Source organism: Nocardia sp. NPDC051981, from assembly GCF_040680715.1.
Lineage (GTDB): Bacteria > Actinomycetota > Actinomycetes > Mycobacteriales > Mycobacteriaceae > Nocardia.
Window position 1 is genome coordinate 42,059 of sequence record NZ_JBFAXK010000011.1, and the last position, 14,506, is coordinate 56,564.

A 14,506-nucleotide genomic window follows, 5' to 3' on the forward strand; every position below is an offset into this window, starting at 1 on the left:
AAAGCGCAGAACGACCTAATCGCCGCTTGTGTGACTTGCGCGCACAACCGGGTGGAGTGTGACCCGGCCCACGTAGCTTCTGTCCAGCGCCGCAGCGGCGGCATCGGAAACAGGAGCACTGATGAGCACAACGACCACTGAGCCCGGGCCGGGTCCCGCGCCTTTGATCGAATTGCGGGGCGCGACCAAGCGGTTCCCCGGCAACAACGGCGGCATCCACACCGCGGTGCGCGACCTGAACTTCACCGTCGCGGCCGGCGAATTCGTCGCCGTCGTCGGCCCCACCGGCTGCGGCAAGTCCACCACGCTGTCGCTGGTGTCCGGCCTGGAACCGGCCTCGGCGGGCCGGACCCTGGTGCGCGGCAAGGATGTTCGCGATATTCCGGACGGCGTCGGCTACATGTTCCAGCAGGACGCCGTGCTGCCGTGGAAGTCGGTGATCGACAATGTGGCGCTGGGCCCGAAGCTCCGGGGCGTGTCCAAGGCCGAAGCCCGTGAGCGCGCTGCCCGCTGGGTGCGCACGGTCGGGCTGGCCGGGTTCGAGAACTACTACCCGCATCAGCTCTCCGGCGGCATGCGCAAGCGGGTGGCGCTGGCGCAGACGCTGGTCAACGATCCCGAGATCATCCTCATGGACGAGCCGTTCAGCGCGCTCGACGTGCAGACGCGCCAGCTCATGCAGGACGAACTGCTGCGCGTGTGGTCCGGCACCGACTCGGATGGCCGGGAAATGGGCCGGGCGGCGGTCATCTTCGTGACCCACGATCTGGAAGAGGCCATCGCCCTGGCGGACCGGGTCGTCGTCATGACCGCGAGCCCCGCCACCGTGTGCGGCGACTTCGAGGTCACTCTGGACCGGCCGCGCAATGTCGAGGAGGTCCGCCTCACCGGGGAATTCCGCGACCTCTACAAGGAAATCTGGGAAACGCTGCGCGATCAGGTCGAGGCGGCCCGCACGAAGGGAGCGTCCCGTGTCGCTTGATGCCATGCCGCAGACCACTATCGCCGCAACGGAATTCGAGGTGGAGACCGAGGAGCAGATCCTGGCGCGAGTGCGGTCGCAGGCGCGCCGGAACAAGATCCGGACGTGGGGTTTGCGCGCGCTCATCGTGGCCCTGTGGCTGGGCGCGTGGGAGCTCACCGCCACCTACTGGATCGACCCGTTCTTCTACTCCAAGCCCTCGCTGATCTGGGACCGGCTGGTCGAATGGTTCACCGAGGGCACGCAATTCGGCTCCATCTGGCTGCAGCTGTACACGACGGTGCAGGAGGCGGTGCTGGGCTTCGCCATCGGCACCATCGCGGGCATCGTGCTGGGTGTCCTGCTGGGCCGCTCCCGCTACTGGGCCGACGTGCTGGCCCCGTTCATCAAGGCGCTCAACGCGGTGCCGCGCATCGTGCTGGCATCGCTGTTCATCATCTGGTTCGGCCTGGGCCTGCAGTCCAAGGTGGCGACGGTCGTGGTGCTGGTGTTCTTCGCGGTGTTCTTCAACGCTTTCACCGGTGCACGTGAGGTGGACGGCAACGTCATCAACAATGCCCGCATCCTGGGCGCGAGCCGCCGTCAGGTGCTGAGCTCCATCGTGCTGCCCAGCGCGACCACCTGGATCCTGTCCTCGCTGCACACCGCCTTCGGTTTCGCGCTGATCGGCGCGGTGGTCGGGGAGTACGCCGGCGCCGGCAAAGGCCTGGGCCTGCTGATCAGCAATGCGCAGGGCACCTTCGACGCGGCGGGCATCTACGCGGGCATGATCATCATCACCGTCGTCGCGCTGGTGGCGGAGTGGCTGATCGGGCTGGCGGAGAACCGGCTGCTGAAATGGCGTCCCTCGCAGGCCGCCTCGGGCCACGGGATCTGAGCCATGAAGTACCGCAAGCACATTGCCGTGGTTCTGCTGACGATCAGTGCGCTGCTGCTGGTGACCGGCTGCCGCGATTCGCGCCGCATTCCGACCGAGAACGGGCGGCCGCAGATCACCATCATGGTGGGCGGGCTGGAGAAGGTCATCTACCTGCCGGCCATGCTCACCGAGAGGCTGGGCTTCTTCCAGGCCAATGACATCGACGTGCACCTGCTGGGCGAGCAGTCCGGCGCGACCGCCGAGACCGCGCTGCTCACCGGCGACGTCCAGGCCGTGGTCGGTTTCTACGACCACACCATCGATCTGCAGGCCAAGGACCAGTGCTTGAAGACGGTCGTGCAGTTCGCCGACGTGCCCGGCGAGGTCGAGCTGGTGTCGAAGCAGGACGCCGACGCCATCAGGTCCCCGGCGGACTTCAAGGGCCGCAATCTGGGCGTGACGTCGCTGGGCTCGTCCACCGACTTCCTCACCCAGGCGCTGGCCGGGCAGGCCGGTCTGCGGACCTCCGACTACACCCGGGTGAAAGTCGGTGCGGGACAGACCTTCATCGCGGGCATGAACCACAACGGCATCGACGCGGGCATGACCACCGACCCGACCGTCGCCAAGATGGTCACCTCCGGCGACGCCAGGGTGCTGGTCGACATGCGCAACGAGCAGGGCACCCGCGCGGCGCTCGGCGGCCTCTACCCCGCCGCCTCGCTCTACCTGCGCTGCGAGACCGTGGCCGGCCACCCGGACATCGTGCAGAAGCTGGCGAACTCGTTCGTCCAGACCCTGCAGTGGATCAAGACCCACTCCCCCGAGGAGATCGCCGCCACGATGCCCGGCCAGTACGCGGGCGGCGATCCGAAGCTCTACGTCAAGTCCATCGCCGACTCGATCAGCATGTTCAACGGCGACGGCCTGATGAAACCCGAAGGCGCGCAGAACGTCCTGCGCATTCTCGGCCAGTACTCGCGCAATGTCGCACCGGTGCAGGAGCGCATCGACCTCGACGCGACCTACACCAACGAGTTCGTGGAGAAGGCCCAGGGAGCTCGTAAACCCTGACCGGCCCACGTGGAACCGCACATCGAATGAGGGGTGTGCGGTTTCGCGCTATTCCGGGACGGCGACCAGAGGGCGGCGGGAGCGGCGCAGGGCGTCGACGGTGAAGATGGCCAGCGCCAGCCAGATCAGCGCGAACCCCGCCCAGCGGGACGCGGGCATGGGCTCGTGCCCCACCGCCACACCCCAGGCCAGCTGCAGTCCGGGCGTGAGGTACTGCAGAATTCCCATGGTGGACAACGGCACTCGCGGAGCCGCGAGCGCGAACAACACCAGTGGCACGAGGGTGACCGGGCCGGTCAGCATGAGCAATCCCGTATGCGGAAGTGAGGAACCGAAGGTCGCGTTACCGGTCGCCGCGATCACGATCACCGCGATCAGCGCGAACGGCGCGGCCGCCAATCCCTCTGCCGCCAGGCCGGGTAGCGCGTCGAGCCGAATCACCTTCTTGACCAGCCCATAGGTGGCGAAGGAACAGGCCAGGATCAACGCGATCCACGGCGGCCGGCCGTAATCGATGGTCAGCACGATCACCGCCGTGGCCCCCAGCCCCAGCGCGACCCACTGCGGAGCCCGCAGCCGCTCCCGGAAGATGATGACCCCGAATGCCACCGTCACCAGCGGATTGATGAAGTACCCCAGCGCACACTCCACCACGTGATGCGAGATCACGCCGTAGACGTATGCGCCCCAGTTCATCGAGATCGCCGCCGACGCCACGGCCGCCAGCCGCCAGGTCCGCGCGTCGATCCGCCGCAGCTCCCCCAGCCGCCCGGCGAGCGTCATCACCAGCAGCGAGACCACCAGCGTCCAGAGAATCCGCTCGACCAGGACCTCCCCGGCGCTCGCGAAGGACAGCAGTCCGAAGAAGGCCGGGAACAGTCCCCAGATGAAGTACGCCCCGATGCCGAAGGCGATGCCCGCGTCCCGGGAGCCCTCGTGTCCCGTCGGCCGATCCCGCCGCGTCGTATCGACCGCTGCGTCCGAGTTCCCAGGTCCTTCCGTCACCCAAATACGTTAGCCCGAGCAACAAACGTCACGACCGCGAATACATAGGATGATCCTCACACCCCTATCCCGCGAGTGACGGGCAGCTACGGGCCAGTTTCTTTGGTCGCCCTTTACTGTGGAGGGCATGTCGATTACTGCGCAGGCAGCTAGTCCACCCAGCCCGCCCACGCTGGGGCTCACCTCCGCCGAGGTGGAGCAGCGGCGGCGGGACGGCCTGACCAACGACGTGCCGGAGCGGGCCAGCCGGTCCGTCAAGGACATCGTCAAGGCGAATGTGTTCACCCGGATCAACGCGATCCTCGGTGTGCTGTTCATCCTGGTGCTGGCCACCGGTTCGCTCATCGACGGCATGTTCGGGCTGCTGATCATCGCCAACAGCGCGGTCGGCATCATCCAGGAGCTCCGGGCCAAGAACACCCTCGACAAGCTGGCCATCGTCGGGCAGGCCAAGCCCGTGGTGCGCCGCGAGGGCATCGCCGGCGCCGTCGTGCCGCAGGAGATCGTGCTCGACGACATCATCGAACTCGGGCCCGGCGACCAGATCGTCGTCGACGGCGAGGTGATCGAGACCGAACTGCTCGAGGTCGACGAGTCACTGCTCACCGGTGAGGCCGACCCCATCGACAAAACCCTTGGCGCGCATATCATGTCGGGCAGCTTCGTGGTGTCGGGCAGCGGCGCCTACCGGGCCACCAAGGTCGGCAAGGACGCCTACGCCGCCAAGCTCGCCGACGAGGCCAGCAAGTTCACGCTGGTCAAGTCGGAGCTGCGCAGCGGCATCGACACCATTCTGAAAGTCATTACCTACCTGCTGATTCCGGCGGGCCTGCTGTCCATCTACAACCAGCTGTTCTCCTCCAAGGAATCCTGGCGGCCCGCCGTCAACGGCATGGTGGCCGCGCTGGTGCCCATGGTGCCCGAGGGCCTGGTGCTGATGACCTCCATCGCCTTCGCGGTCGGCGTGGTCCGGCTCGGTGCGCGCAAGTGCCTGGTGCAGGAGCTGCCCGCCATCGAGGGGCTGGCCCGGGTGGACGTGGTGTGCGCGGACAAGACCGGCACCCTCACCGAGAACGGCATGCGGCTCGCGGAAGTCCGCCCGGTGAACGACATTCCGGAGGCGACACTGCGCGAGGTACTCGCCGCGCTGGCCGCCGACGACCCGCGGCCCAATGCCAGCGTGCTGGCCATCAAGGAGGCACTGCCGGGCGCGCCCGGCTGGGACTCCACCGGGGTCGCGCCGTTCTCCTCCGCCAAGAAGTGGAGCGGCATGTCCTACGGCGAGCACGGCAACTGGCTGATGGGTGCGCCGGACGTGCTGCTGGACCCGGCCTCCGAGATCGCCGACACCGCACAGGACATCGGGGCCAAGGGGCTGCGCGTCCTGCTGCTGGCCCGCAGCGACCGGCCGGTGGACGCGCCCGACGCGCCCGGGCAGGTCACCCCGGCCGCGCTGGTGGTGCTCGAGCAGAAGGTGCGCCCCGACGCCAAGGGGACGCTGGAATACTTCGCCTCCCAGCATGTTTCGACCAAGGTCATCTCCGGCGACAATGCGGTGTCGGTCGGCGCGGTGGCATCCTCGCTGGGGTTGCCCGGGGGCAATGACCCGGTCGACGCTCGCAAGCTGCCGACCGATCAGAACGAGCTGGCGGACGTGCTGGAGCACAAGACCGTGTTCGGCCGCGTCCGCCCGGATCAGAAGCGCGCCATGGTCGGTGCGCTGCAGTCGCGCGGTCACACCGTCGCCATGACCGGCGACGGTGTCAACGACGTCCTCGCCCTCAAGGACGCCGATATCGGCGTCGCCATGGGCTCGGGCAGCCCGGCCACCCGCGCGGTCGCGCAGATCGTGCTGCTGGACAACAAGTTCGCGACCCTGCCCTACGTCGTGGGCGAGGGCCGCCGGGTGATCGGCAATATCGAGCGGGTCTCCAACCTGTTCCTCACCAAGACCGTCTACTCGGTGGTGCTGGCGTTCCTGGTCGGCATCGCCGGCATCGGGTCGCAGATCTTCAGCTACAAGGCCATCGGCTACCCGTTCCTGCCCCGCCACGTGACGATCGCCGCCTGGTTCACCATCGGCATCCCCGCCTTCATCCTCTCGCTGGCCCCCAACAACGAGCGCGCCCGCACCGGATTCGTCGGCCGCGTCATGCGATTGGCGGTCCCGTCGGGTGTCGTGATCGGCGTGATGACCTTCATCTCGTACCTGATCGCCTACAAGGGGCCCGACGTCAGCGAGACCGCGAAGATCCAGGCCGGCACCACCGCCCTGATCACGCTGCTGATCATCGCGGTGTGGGTGCTGGCCATCGTCGCCCGCCCGTGGAACTGGTGGAAGATCCTGCTGGTGGCGGGTTCCATCGCCGGATATCTGATCCTGTTCGCGGTGCCGTTCACCCGCCACTTCTTCAAACTGGACCCGTCCAACATCGCGCTGACGACATTGGCCATCGTGTGCGGTGGAATCGGCGTCGTCCTGGTCGAGGTTGCCTGGTGGCTCAGCGCCAAGTACCTCGGCGAGTCACCCCACACGCCGGTACCGGCGGACGAAGACGCCTGATCCAGAAGCCGTTTCGAGCCGAGGCCGTGCCGCCGCGACCCCGGCTCGAATCATGTTCAGCGCGAGAGCATGTGGAGCGCCTCAACGGCCTGGACCTGCGGTGACGGTCGAATTGGTCGCATGGTTTGGCTCGCCGTGGGTGGTGCCGTCCTGGGCAGCAGTTGAATTCGCAGGTATTTTGAGCGCCATGGAGGTCTTGCTGCATCAGCTCGACGCATTCGCCGACGCGCCGTTCTCGGGCAATCCCGCCGCGGTCATGCCGCTGCTGTCCTGGCTGCCGGACGAACTGCTGCAGCGGCTGGCCGAGGAGAACAATCTCGCCGAGACAGCCTTCTACACCTCGGCGCTGCCGGCGGAAGCGGGTGCGCCGCCGGACAACTCGCCCGCCTTCCATCTGCGGTGGTTCACGCCGACGGTGGAGGTGGACCTGTGCGGGCACGCCACCATGGCCGCGGCCGCGCAGATCCTGGACGACATGCATCCGGGGGCGGATCGGGTCCACTTCTATACGCGCAGTGGGTGGTTGCGGGTGGATCGGGACCGGGACGATCTCGTGCTCGACCTGCCGTTGGTGTCGTCGGTGGAAATCGATGTGCACGACGGACTTCCGCATCAGCTGGCGCAGGCGCTGGGGGTGCGGCCGCTGCGCGCGTTCGAGGGGACCGATGTGGTGCTGGTCGTCACCGCCGAACACGAAGTGCGCGAATCCCGTCCGAACTTCTCGGCCTTTCCCGAATTGAACCGCGCCGCCATTCTCACCGCGACCGGCGACGAGGTCGACTTCGTGTCCCGGGTCTTCGCGCCCGGCCAGGGCATTCCCGAGGACCCGGTCACCGGGTCGGCGCACGCCCAGCTCACCCCGCTGTGGAGTCGCGAACTCGGGCGCACCAGCCTCACCGCCCGCCAGCTGTCCCGGCGCGGCGGGGCCCTGAGCTGCGCCCTCACCGGCGACCGGGTGCGGCTCACCGGCCGGTGCCGCCGCTACCTCGACGGCGTAGTCCGCCTGCCGGACTGAGCAATTCAGCGCTCGGTGACCTGCCGGGTGAGGGCGTTCAGGTCCGTGATGCGGTAGCCCGGGTAGCCGTGCAGCAGCTCCAGCCATTCGGTGGGGACGGCCGAGGCGCCCCAGCGAGCGCCGAGCAGGCCGCCCGCGATGGCCGCCGTGGTGTCGGTGTCGCCGCCCGCGCGCACCGCGAGTTCCAGTGCGGCGGGCAGGGTTTCGGCATGGGTGATGGCCCACCAGGCCGTCTGCAGGGCGTGCACCACCCAGCCGTTCTTGGGGAAGTCGACGGGGCTGCCGGTTTCCGCCTTGTCCAGCAACGGTTCCCAGAATCCGGTGTCCACCTGGGACAGCGCCTCACGCAGGCCGTCATAGGTGCCGAACAGGATGGCGTGGCGGATGGCCAGGGTCCAGAGCTTGCACGCCTGCATGGCCTGCATGTCGTAGTGGGTCAGTGAACTGACTAGTTTGGCTGCCTTGCCGCACTTCTCGGCATCGTCGAGATAGGCGAGCGCGACCGGGGCGGTGCGCATGAGCGAACCATTGCCCGCCGTCAGGCCGGTCAGATCGTGGGCGCGCATCTGCATGGCGCGCCCGGTCCGATCACGCCACTGCAGCACCTCACGGGTCTGGTTGCCGATGTCCTTGGGCCCGGAATCCCACCATGCCACGAATTCGGCCGCGACCGCGTCCAGCCCCTCCGGGCTGCAGAGGTCCCCCACCCGCGCGGCCGCCCGCGCCACCGCGACCGCCATGGCCGTGTCGTCGGTCCACTCACCCGGCTCCCACTCGAACGCGCCGCCGCCCCGCATCCGGATCTCGGCGTCCGGACCGGGCACGGTGAACTCGTAGTACGCCCCCAGCGCGTCTCCGGCCGCGGTCCCCAGCAGTACCCCGGCGGCCCGGTCGGCCTGCTCCGGCGTCAATTCCATGTGCGCTCGCCTCTTCCGCTCCGATGCGTCCACATCGATCTATCACGACGTTACCCACCGCGCGGGCACGCCGAACCGCGCAGCCGCCGTCTTTACGGGTTCTGCACTACGCTCGAAGACACTCCCATGCAGCGTCGCCGCCGCAGTTGTTCCGTGCACTCCCGCTCCGTTACTCGGATGGAAGATCCGGAGGTTCTGCCGATGAACCAGGTCGCCGACCCCGCCCTGACCGCGGCACACCCGTCGGCCACGCCACTCGTCCCCGTTCCCGGCTCCGGCCACATCTTCGACGTCACCCGCCGCCTGGGCACCGTCGACATGGACGAGAACCAGTACCTGCGCATCGACGGCACCGCCCGCCACCTGCAGGACGCCGGCGTCGACCACCTCGCGCACATCGGCGCCCTCGAATCGCATCCGCACTGGATCGTGCGCCGCACTGTGATCGACGTGCTGCGCCCCATCACCTGGCCCACCCAGCTCCGCATCCGGCGCTGGTGCTCGGGCATCTCTCCACGCTGGTGCACCATGCGGGTCCGTATCGACTCCGACACCGGCGGCCTGATCGAAACCGAGGGCTTCTGGATCCACATGAACAAGGAGACGATGAGCCCGTCCCGGGTGGCCGACGAATTCTTCGAGCTCATGAGCACCACCACCGACGAGCACCGGCTGCGCTGGCGGCAATGGCTCGACGAACCCCAGCCGTCCACGCCCGCCACCCGTTTCCCCCTGCGCCGCACCGACACCGACCACTTCCAGCACATCACCAACACGGCCTACTGGCACGCCGTCCATGAATTCACCGCCGACGCAACGGATCTCGTCCAGGGACCGCACCGTTTCATCCTCGAATACAACAAGCCCATCCGCTACGGCGAAACCTTGGACATCCATACCGCCCGCACACCCGACGCCCTCACCCTCTGGTTCTCCGTCGACCACGGCACCCGGGCCATCGCCCAACTCCGCCCCGTCGCATCCTGATCGTCCCGGGTCGATGATTACGACGGTCTCGGCCCGTCTCGACTCGTATCAGCCCACCGAGGAGGAACGATGCTCGCAGATCCGGTAACGGCAGAGGACCTGAACATCTACGGCAAGGCCGAGCTGCCCTGGGACCGCGTCCAGAAGGCGATCGACGCATGGATCGGGCTACCCGAGACCCCCCAATTCCTCGGCACCGTCAGCCCATCCGGCAAGCCGAGCTCAGCAGGGATCGGCGGCATCGAAGCCGACGGCCACATCTACTTCACCAGCGGGCCCGCCAGCAAGAAGTCACGCAACCTGTCCACCAACCCGTTCTGCACGCTGTCCATCCGATTCCCGGACGTCGACCTCGTACTGTCCGGAGCAGCGCACCGGATCATCGACCCCGCCGAACTCGATCGCGTCACCGCCGTCTACCGCGCCGGCGGTTGGCCCGCAGAACGATCCGGCGACGCGATCACCGCACCCTATAGCGCCCAGAGCGCCGGACCAGCCCCCTGGCACCTCTACCGCCTCACCATTCACACCGCAGTAGGCGTGGCCCTGACCGACCCCCACGGCGCCACCCGCTGGCACTTCGCTCACTGACCGCCATCAACCCGTCAGGGCGACCCCAGGATTCGACAATCCGACCCATAGCAAAGCCCCATCCCTTCACCCAGATCGCCGGTCCCGGCCGCGCAGGCCGACATTGAATTCGGACGGTTTGACGCTCGGCAGTTGCGTCCGGCTCCCCCGGACGTGACCGCCCGACGGGGGTGAACCCGCGACGGTCGTCCTGACTCGAAAAGAGGCAAAGGGGACCAGGGTGTTGTCAAGTCGCGGGTCGGGTGTTCTGGCTGGTAGGGGTGTTGGACGAAGCTGGTTGTCGGTAGCGTGATTTGGGTGTCGACGAAGGCTGAACGGCAGGCTGCCCGCGGCGTGGTGGCTGCGTATCACGAGGCGCAGCTCGGTGTGCTGATTGAGCATGTCGGCCGGGCGGTGGACCGTTTTCGGACTGGTGAGCGGGATGCGTTCGAGGTCGACGCGGTGATCCATCAGTTCCATCGGGCGGCCCGGCAGCTGTGATCGTTCTGCGCCCTGTCCGGCAGGCAGATGGAATCGACCGCGCACTTGATTCAGCGCATGGCTGATGACGGCAACCCCATCGATTGGTGGCAGCGCGGCGCGTCGGCCAACGCCCGCAGTGCAGAGGATCCGGACGCCTGACCCGGCCGGTGGTGTGGCCAGTTCAGACGGCGGCGGGGTTGCGGTAGGGCTGTTTGGTTTTCAGTACGGAGTAGAGAACTCGCAGCGGCGCCGGGCCAGACAGACGAGGGCGGCGTTGTGCATTTTTGCCTTCGGCGCGTTTGCGGTCGTAGTAGGCGCGGCTGGCTGGGTCGCGCAGGGCGGCAAACGCTGACAGAAACAGCGCGCGTTCGAGTTTGTAGTTGCCGGAGCGCGCGGGAATCACGCCGCCCGTGCACCCCACCTCCGGCAACTCGAATCGATCGCAGCGGCGACCCACTCCCCCACGTGATGTCGATCGTTCACCCGCGCCGTGCCCGTGGGGTCGAGACGTTTCGGGGCAATCCACCCGGTGCGTCCCCGATACGGGGAATCCTTGTCCATGACAACGGTTTTCCAACCCTCGGCACTGTCGTTGACCAGCGCGTGGCAGTGATCGCACACCAAGGTCAGGTTGGTCAGATCGGTGGGGCCGTCTTTGGCCCAGTCGGTGATGTGGTGCACCGCACACATGCTCGCGGGGGCCTCGCATCCCGGGCGGGTGCAACCCTTGTCGCGGGCGATCAACGCCAACCGCTGAGCCGGGGTGGCCAGGCGCTGGCAGCGCCCCAGATACAGCGGCAACCCGTCGGCGTCGAGGACCGCCAGCACCGGACGCGTGCCCTCGGCCATCTTCAACGCCTCGTCGATCGAGACGTGCCCGCCGGAAGCGGTGGTCGCGACCCCGGCCCCACGCTCGAGGTCGGCGAGGTTCATGGTCAGGATGGCCTGCACCGGCAGACCACGATGCGAACCCAGCCTGGCCGGGTCGACACCGGGCTGCAGCAACGCGAACAACGCGTCGTGGGTGCGCTGCCCGGCATCACGACGGTCACGACGCGCAGCAGCCTCCAACACCGTCGAATCGACCACCCTGACCGTGGCGGCAACGCTGTCGGCGTCGTCGAGGTTGCACAAACCCGGACGCGCGAGCTTGGCGAACACCGCATCCAGCAGGGCCCGCAGTTCGGGGGTGATCCAGCCTTCGATCCACGACATGCCATCGACGCCGGGGCGGCCCAGGATCAGGCCGCGGCGGCGGCGACGGTCGGTGTCGGAGACGACCTTGCCGTCGGGGTCGATGCGGGCGAGGATGTCGCGCCCGATCTTGGGCAGGTCATCGGGCCAACCAGTGCGGGAGTGGCCGACCAGGATGTTCTCGGCCTCCGCGCGCGTCTCGGCGGGGATGTCGGCAGGCAGGTGGGTCATCACGTCGATGATGTTGCGGACATGATCGCGCGAGATATCGCCTGCCTCAAAGGCTTCGGCGGTCTTCTCCAACGCGGCCGGGCACAGGTGTCCGCTGGGTTCGAAGAATTCGCCGCACTGGCGGGTGATCTTCACCCGCACCGACGCGTCGTACCGCGACAGGCCCAACGTCTGCCGCAGGAACGGCACCACGCCCTTCGCCCCGCTGCCTTCGGGCAGCGAACGATTGCAGGCTTCGACGATCAGGCGTGAATCCAGCGCCGACAGTTGACGTTTGCAGGTTTCCAGCCGCTGCATCAACTCCACGACATCACCATCGGAATACGGGTTCAGGTTGCCGTGGAGGACGGAATTCGACAGGGTTTCCACGGCGGTCGCCAGGTCGGCGATGCCGCACGTGTCGAGTGTTTCCCCTTTCGAATCCATGCGCTAATTCTACCGCTACAGCGACCGCGATAGAAGTCAAATTTCGTTGTGATACAACAGTTTTCAGACATTGAACCATTTCGAATTCAACCACGGTAAAGTGCCAGGTATGGAGGAATCCGATGTCGCCCTTGCCATTCGAGCTGCGGAAGGTGCATCCGGAGTAATCCGGGATCAGTTCCGTGGCCCGGTCACCCGCTATGACAAGGAGGATGACGACTTCGCTACCCAGGCTGATCTCGCCGCCGAGCGGACCATCCTCGATATCCTCCGGGCCGCTCGTCGCGGCGATCGTTTCCTCGCCGAGGAGTCCGGTACCACCGGGGACCGTTCGGACCGCACCTGGTTGATCGATCCGCTTTGCGGCACGCGGAATTTCGCTGCGGGGACACCGCTTGTCGCGGTGAATATCGCGCTGCGCGCCGGGGAGGCCGTTACGGCGGCCGCGGTGGCGGATCCCTTCTCCGGGGAGATCTTCTGGACCGACGGGACCACCGCCGCCGTCCGCCGCGACGGCTACGACCACCCCCTGCTCCCCCAATCCGCGAGCCGCCTGGTCGACATCGACGCCGAAAACCCGTCGCCCTACACGGACTGGTTCTCCTCCGGCCGGCTCATGGCCGACGAGTCCTTCACTGCCGCCTTCTATCCCCGCGTTCTGTCCACTGCACTGGCCCTGGTCTGGGTGGCAGCGGGCCGTCGCGCCGCCTACGTCGTGGACCGTGATCTCCGCGACGACGTCCATTTCACCGCCGGCATCGCCGTGTGCCGGGCAGCCGGTTGCACGGTCACCGGCCTTACCGGGCAACCCCTCCACGTTCCACCGCACGGCCTGCTGGCCGCCGCCGACCCCGTCACCCACGGCCGGTTGCTCAACATCATCGCCGGGACTCGTTAGAGCGAGGCATGGTGCACGAGAGTGTCGGCGACCAGCGCCGCACCGGCCAGTAGCAGGATGCGAACCGACGGGGGCCGAAGCGTTTCAATCCGCGATAGATTCGAGGGCCTCTCACAGACCGCATCGGCCGGTAGAACCTGTCGGTGCCGCCTCCTTGGGGCATAGAAGACGCTAACCGCGAAGTCCGAGACATTTCTGGCAAGTTTGCGACGCATTTTGGCAAGGCGGGTCGTGCGATCGTTGTGAGCCGCCGACGGTCATGATGTCGATCCGGGCGCTCGATCGCCCTGCGTCGCGGACACGAAATGGGTGAATGCTGTTGTCCAGCAACACAATTTCCCGACTTCGCGGTGCGGCTATCCGAGCAGCCGTTCGCGCATCTGCTGCGGGGTCAGCTCGAACTGACGCTGAAAGGCTGAGCTGAACCGGCGAACCGACGAATAGCCCGCCGCCTCGGCAATCTGGCCCTCTCGATGGCCCCAGGGTGAGACAGCCGCTCACGCGCACGCCCGAGGCGGATCTCTCGCAGCAGCGCGGCGGGCGTGACACCGTCCGTTTTCGTCAGAGCGGTGTACTGCGTCCTCCTGGAGACTCCACACATCTGAGCACTGGTCATCGAGGACCGCGCGCTGACGTAGGTCAGTTGTCGGGAACCGGCCCGTCGTCGAGGGGCGGACTGGCGGATTCGAGTTGTTCGGGCAGGAGCGGGGATACCGCGAAGACGGCGGCGGATGCGTCGGCGGGGAGTGCCTCGACGGCGCGAACTCCCGGGTGCGCGGCCAGAGTGCGGAGTTGCGCCGGCGTGCCCTGCAGAACGATGGCGACGACGCACGGGCAGTCGGCACCCAGGCGGCTCGCCACGAGGTTCTTCACCCGGGTGGAGCGGTCGTCGTAGGTGGGCATCGACTCCATTTGGGCGGCAGCGGATTTCACCGACGCCACGGCCACGGCATCGCCCGCGGGGACACCGATGGAGATGATCGGCGTCGCCACCCGGTCGACAGCCACGTGGTAGTCGACCTCCGAGATCCGCAGGCCGCCACTGAATTCCGGGATGCGGTCGGCGGTGATGCCCTCGGTGAACGACAGCAAAGCCCAGTGCCCATCGGAGTCGGTGCCCTGCAACGACTTCTGGGCCCGCTCCAGGTAGTGCGTCACCGGCTCACCGCTCTCCGGCCCCAGCCGGTCGGTGGAGATGATCGCCGACCGGGGCGGGATCGCCCACCCCAGCACCACGATCAGGATCGCGAAAAGCACTGCGGCCACACCGATCCCGGCGCGGCGCGGCGTCAGCGCATCCAC

At 67.4% G+C, this 14,506-nt stretch carries 14 protein-coding genes and 1 pseudogene; 9 read left to right on the forward strand and 6 right to left on the reverse strand.

The features are described 5' to 3' along the window. Positions 1-121 precede the first annotated feature (121 nt). Genes AB0L60_RS20360 through AB0L60_RS20370 form a run of 3 tightly spaced genes read left to right on the forward strand, consistent with a single transcriptional unit; the run spans position 122 to position 2,915 of the window. Positions 122-982: an ABC transporter ATP-binding protein gene (locus AB0L60_RS20360; RefSeq protein WP_364616088.1), complete on the forward strand. Its 861-nt coding sequence runs from the start codon at positions 122-124 to the stop codon at positions 980-982. After that, complete coding sequence (locus tag AB0L60_RS20365; protein ID WP_364616091.1) at positions 972-1,859, forward strand: ABC transporter permease; 888 nt, start codon at positions 972-974, stop codon at positions 1,857-1,859. The genes AB0L60_RS20360 and AB0L60_RS20365 overlap by 11 nt, the downstream gene beginning before the upstream one ends. A gap of 3 nt (positions 1,860-1,862) precedes the next feature. Next, complete coding sequence (locus tag AB0L60_RS20370) at positions 1,863-2,915, forward strand: ABC transporter substrate-binding protein (protein ID WP_364616094.1); 1,053 nt, start codon at positions 1,863-1,865, stop codon at positions 2,913-2,915. 48 nt (positions 2,916-2,963) lie between these two features. On the opposite strand, the gene rarD is transcribed toward AB0L60_RS20370, so the two are convergent. Next, positions 2,964-3,830, reverse strand: coding sequence for an EamA family transporter RarD (gene rarD / locus AB0L60_RS20375; RefSeq protein WP_364616544.1), 867 nt, complete (start codon positions 3,828-3,830; stop codon positions 2,964-2,966). A gap of 217 nt (positions 3,831-4,047) precedes the next feature. On the opposite strand from rarD, the gene AB0L60_RS20380 reads away from it, so the two are divergent. Both AB0L60_RS20380 and AB0L60_RS20385 read left to right on the forward strand, forming a co-directional pair. Next, positions 4,048-6,483 (forward strand): cation-translocating P-type ATPase, encoded by a 2,436-nt coding sequence (locus AB0L60_RS20380; RefSeq protein WP_364616097.1) that lies wholly within the window; start codon positions 4,048-4,050, stop codon positions 6,481-6,483. Between the two features lie 187 nt (positions 6,484-6,670). Continuing rightward, positions 6,671-7,498 (forward strand): PhzF family phenazine biosynthesis protein, encoded by an 828-nt coding sequence (locus AB0L60_RS20385; protein WP_364616100.1) that lies wholly within the window; start codon positions 6,671-6,673, stop codon positions 7,496-7,498. A 5-nt stretch (positions 7,499-7,503) separates the two neighbouring features. Here the strand turns inward: AB0L60_RS20385 and AB0L60_RS20390 are convergent, their stop codons facing one another. Then, positions 7,504-8,415, reverse strand: a complete 912-nt coding sequence (locus tag AB0L60_RS20390) for an ADP-ribosylglycohydrolase family protein (RefSeq protein ID WP_364616103.1) — start codon at positions 8,413-8,415, stop codon at positions 7,504-7,506. A 201-nt stretch (positions 8,416-8,616) separates the two neighbouring features. Between AB0L60_RS20390 and AB0L60_RS20395 the strand changes: the two genes are divergently transcribed. The 3 genes from AB0L60_RS20395 to AB0L60_RS20405 all read left to right on the forward strand — a co-directional run bounded on the left by AB0L60_RS20395 (position 8,617) and on the right by AB0L60_RS20405 (position 10,473). Continuing rightward, positions 8,617-9,402 carry an acyl-ACP thioesterase domain-containing protein gene (locus AB0L60_RS20395; protein WP_364616106.1) on the forward strand — a complete coding sequence of 262 codons (786 nt, stop codon included), beginning with the start codon at positions 8,617-8,619 and terminating at the stop codon, positions 9,400-9,402. Between the two features lie 69 nt (positions 9,403-9,471). Further along, on the forward strand, positions 9,472-9,993 hold the full coding sequence (locus tag AB0L60_RS20400) for a pyridoxamine 5'-phosphate oxidase family protein (RefSeq protein WP_364616109.1): 522 nt from the start codon (positions 9,472-9,474) through the stop codon (positions 9,991-9,993). A 297-nt stretch (positions 9,994-10,290) separates the two neighbouring features. Next, positions 10,291-10,473, forward strand: a complete 183-nt coding sequence (locus tag AB0L60_RS20405; RefSeq protein WP_364616112.1) for a hypothetical protein — start codon at positions 10,291-10,293, stop codon at positions 10,471-10,473. Positions 10,474-10,674: 201 nt separating this feature from the next. On the opposite strand, the pseudogene AB0L60_RS20410 reads toward AB0L60_RS20405, so the two are convergent. After that, positions 10,675-10,852, reverse strand: a pseudogene (locus tag AB0L60_RS20410) (IS110 family transposase); the annotation flags it as partial. Between the two features lie 2 nt (positions 10,853-10,854). After that, entirely contained in the window at positions 10,855-12,306 is a 1,452-nt protein-coding gene (locus tag AB0L60_RS20415; protein WP_364616115.1) for a DUF222 domain-containing protein, read from the reverse strand. Positions 12,307-12,415: 109 nt separating this feature from the next. On the opposite strand from AB0L60_RS20415, the gene AB0L60_RS20420 reads away from it, so the two are divergent. Continuing rightward, complete coding sequence (locus AB0L60_RS20420; protein ID WP_364616119.1) at positions 12,416-13,204, forward strand: inositol monophosphatase family protein; 789 nt, start codon at positions 12,416-12,418, stop codon at positions 13,202-13,204. A 356-nt stretch (positions 13,205-13,560) separates the two neighbouring features. Here the strand turns inward: AB0L60_RS20420 and AB0L60_RS20425 are convergent, their stop codons facing one another. Both AB0L60_RS20425 and AB0L60_RS20430 read right to left on the reverse strand, forming a co-directional pair. After that, positions 13,561-13,665: an AraC family transcriptional regulator gene (locus AB0L60_RS20425; protein ID WP_364616547.1), complete on the reverse strand. Its 105-nt coding sequence runs from the start codon at positions 13,663-13,665 to the stop codon at positions 13,561-13,563. A gap of 178 nt (positions 13,666-13,843) precedes the next feature. Continuing rightward, positions 13,844-14,506, reverse strand: coding sequence for a hypothetical protein (locus tag AB0L60_RS20430; protein ID WP_364616122.1), 663 nt, complete (start codon positions 14,504-14,506; stop codon positions 13,844-13,846).

Excerpts from the sequence above, each read along its gene's own strand:
- AB0L60_RS20360 (WP_364616088.1), top strand. The coding sequence starts at position 122 with ATGAGCACAACGACCACTGAGCCCGGGCCGGGTCCCGCGCCTTTGATC.
- AB0L60_RS20395 (WP_364616106.1), top strand. The coding sequence starts at position 8,617 with ATGAACCAGGTCGCCGACCCCGCCCTGACCGCGGCACACCCGTCGGCC.
- AB0L60_RS20390 (WP_364616103.1), bottom strand. The coding sequence starts at position 8,415 with ATGGAATTGACGCCGGAGCAGGCCGACCGGGCCGCCGGGGTACTGCTG.
- AB0L60_RS20420 (WP_364616119.1), top strand. The coding sequence starts at position 12,416 with ATGGAGGAATCCGATGTCGCCCTTGCCATTCGAGCTGCGGAAGGTGCA.
- AB0L60_RS20370 (WP_364616094.1), top strand. The coding sequence starts at position 1,863 with ATGAAGTACCGCAAGCACATTGCCGTGGTTCTGCTGACGATCAGTGCG.
- AB0L60_RS20380 (WP_364616097.1), top strand. The coding sequence starts at position 4,048 with ATGTCGATTACTGCGCAGGCAGCTAGTCCACCCAGCCCGCCCACGCTG.
- AB0L60_RS20400 (WP_364616109.1), top strand. The coding sequence starts at position 9,472 with ATGCTCGCAGATCCGGTAACGGCAGAGGACCTGAACATCTACGGCAAG.
- AB0L60_RS20385 (WP_364616100.1), top strand. The coding sequence starts at position 6,671 with ATGGAGGTCTTGCTGCATCAGCTCGACGCATTCGCCGACGCGCCGTTC.
- AB0L60_RS20415 (WP_364616115.1), bottom strand. The coding sequence starts at position 12,306 with ATGGATTCGAAAGGGGAAACACTCGACACGTGCGGCATCGCCGACCTG.